Here is a 255-nt window from a genome sequence, read left to right on the forward strand (position 1 = left end):
AGCCAGATCACCGTGACATCGGTGCTGGGCACCATCGGTATCTTCCTGGCCAGTATCAACATCTTCGGTGGCTTCATGGTCACCCAGCGCATGCTCGACATGTTCAAGAAGAAGAAAAAATAAGGGGCACAGCAGATGGAGAACGTATCCGCAGTACTTTACCTGGTGGCAGCCGTGCTGTTCATCCTGGCACTGAAAGGCCTGTCCTCGCCCACCACGGCGATTCAGGGTAACCGCTACGGCATTATCGGCATG

At 54.9% G+C, this 255-nt stretch carries 2 protein-coding genes; both read left to right on the forward strand.

The genetic code is table 11. The annotated features are described in order from the left end of the window. The coding region (locus ACZ9XP_RS18040; RefSeq protein ID WP_465188974.1) for a proton-translocating transhydrogenase family protein at positions 1–123 on the forward strand (123 nt) is incomplete at its 5' end. Between the two features lie 12 nt (positions 124–135). Next, on the forward strand, positions 136–255 hold a 120-nt coding region (locus tag ACZ9XP_RS18045), incomplete at its 3' end, for an NAD(P)(+) transhydrogenase (Re/Si-specific) subunit beta (RefSeq protein ID WP_465188975.1).

Source organism: Vogesella perlucida (genome assembly GCF_979366545.1).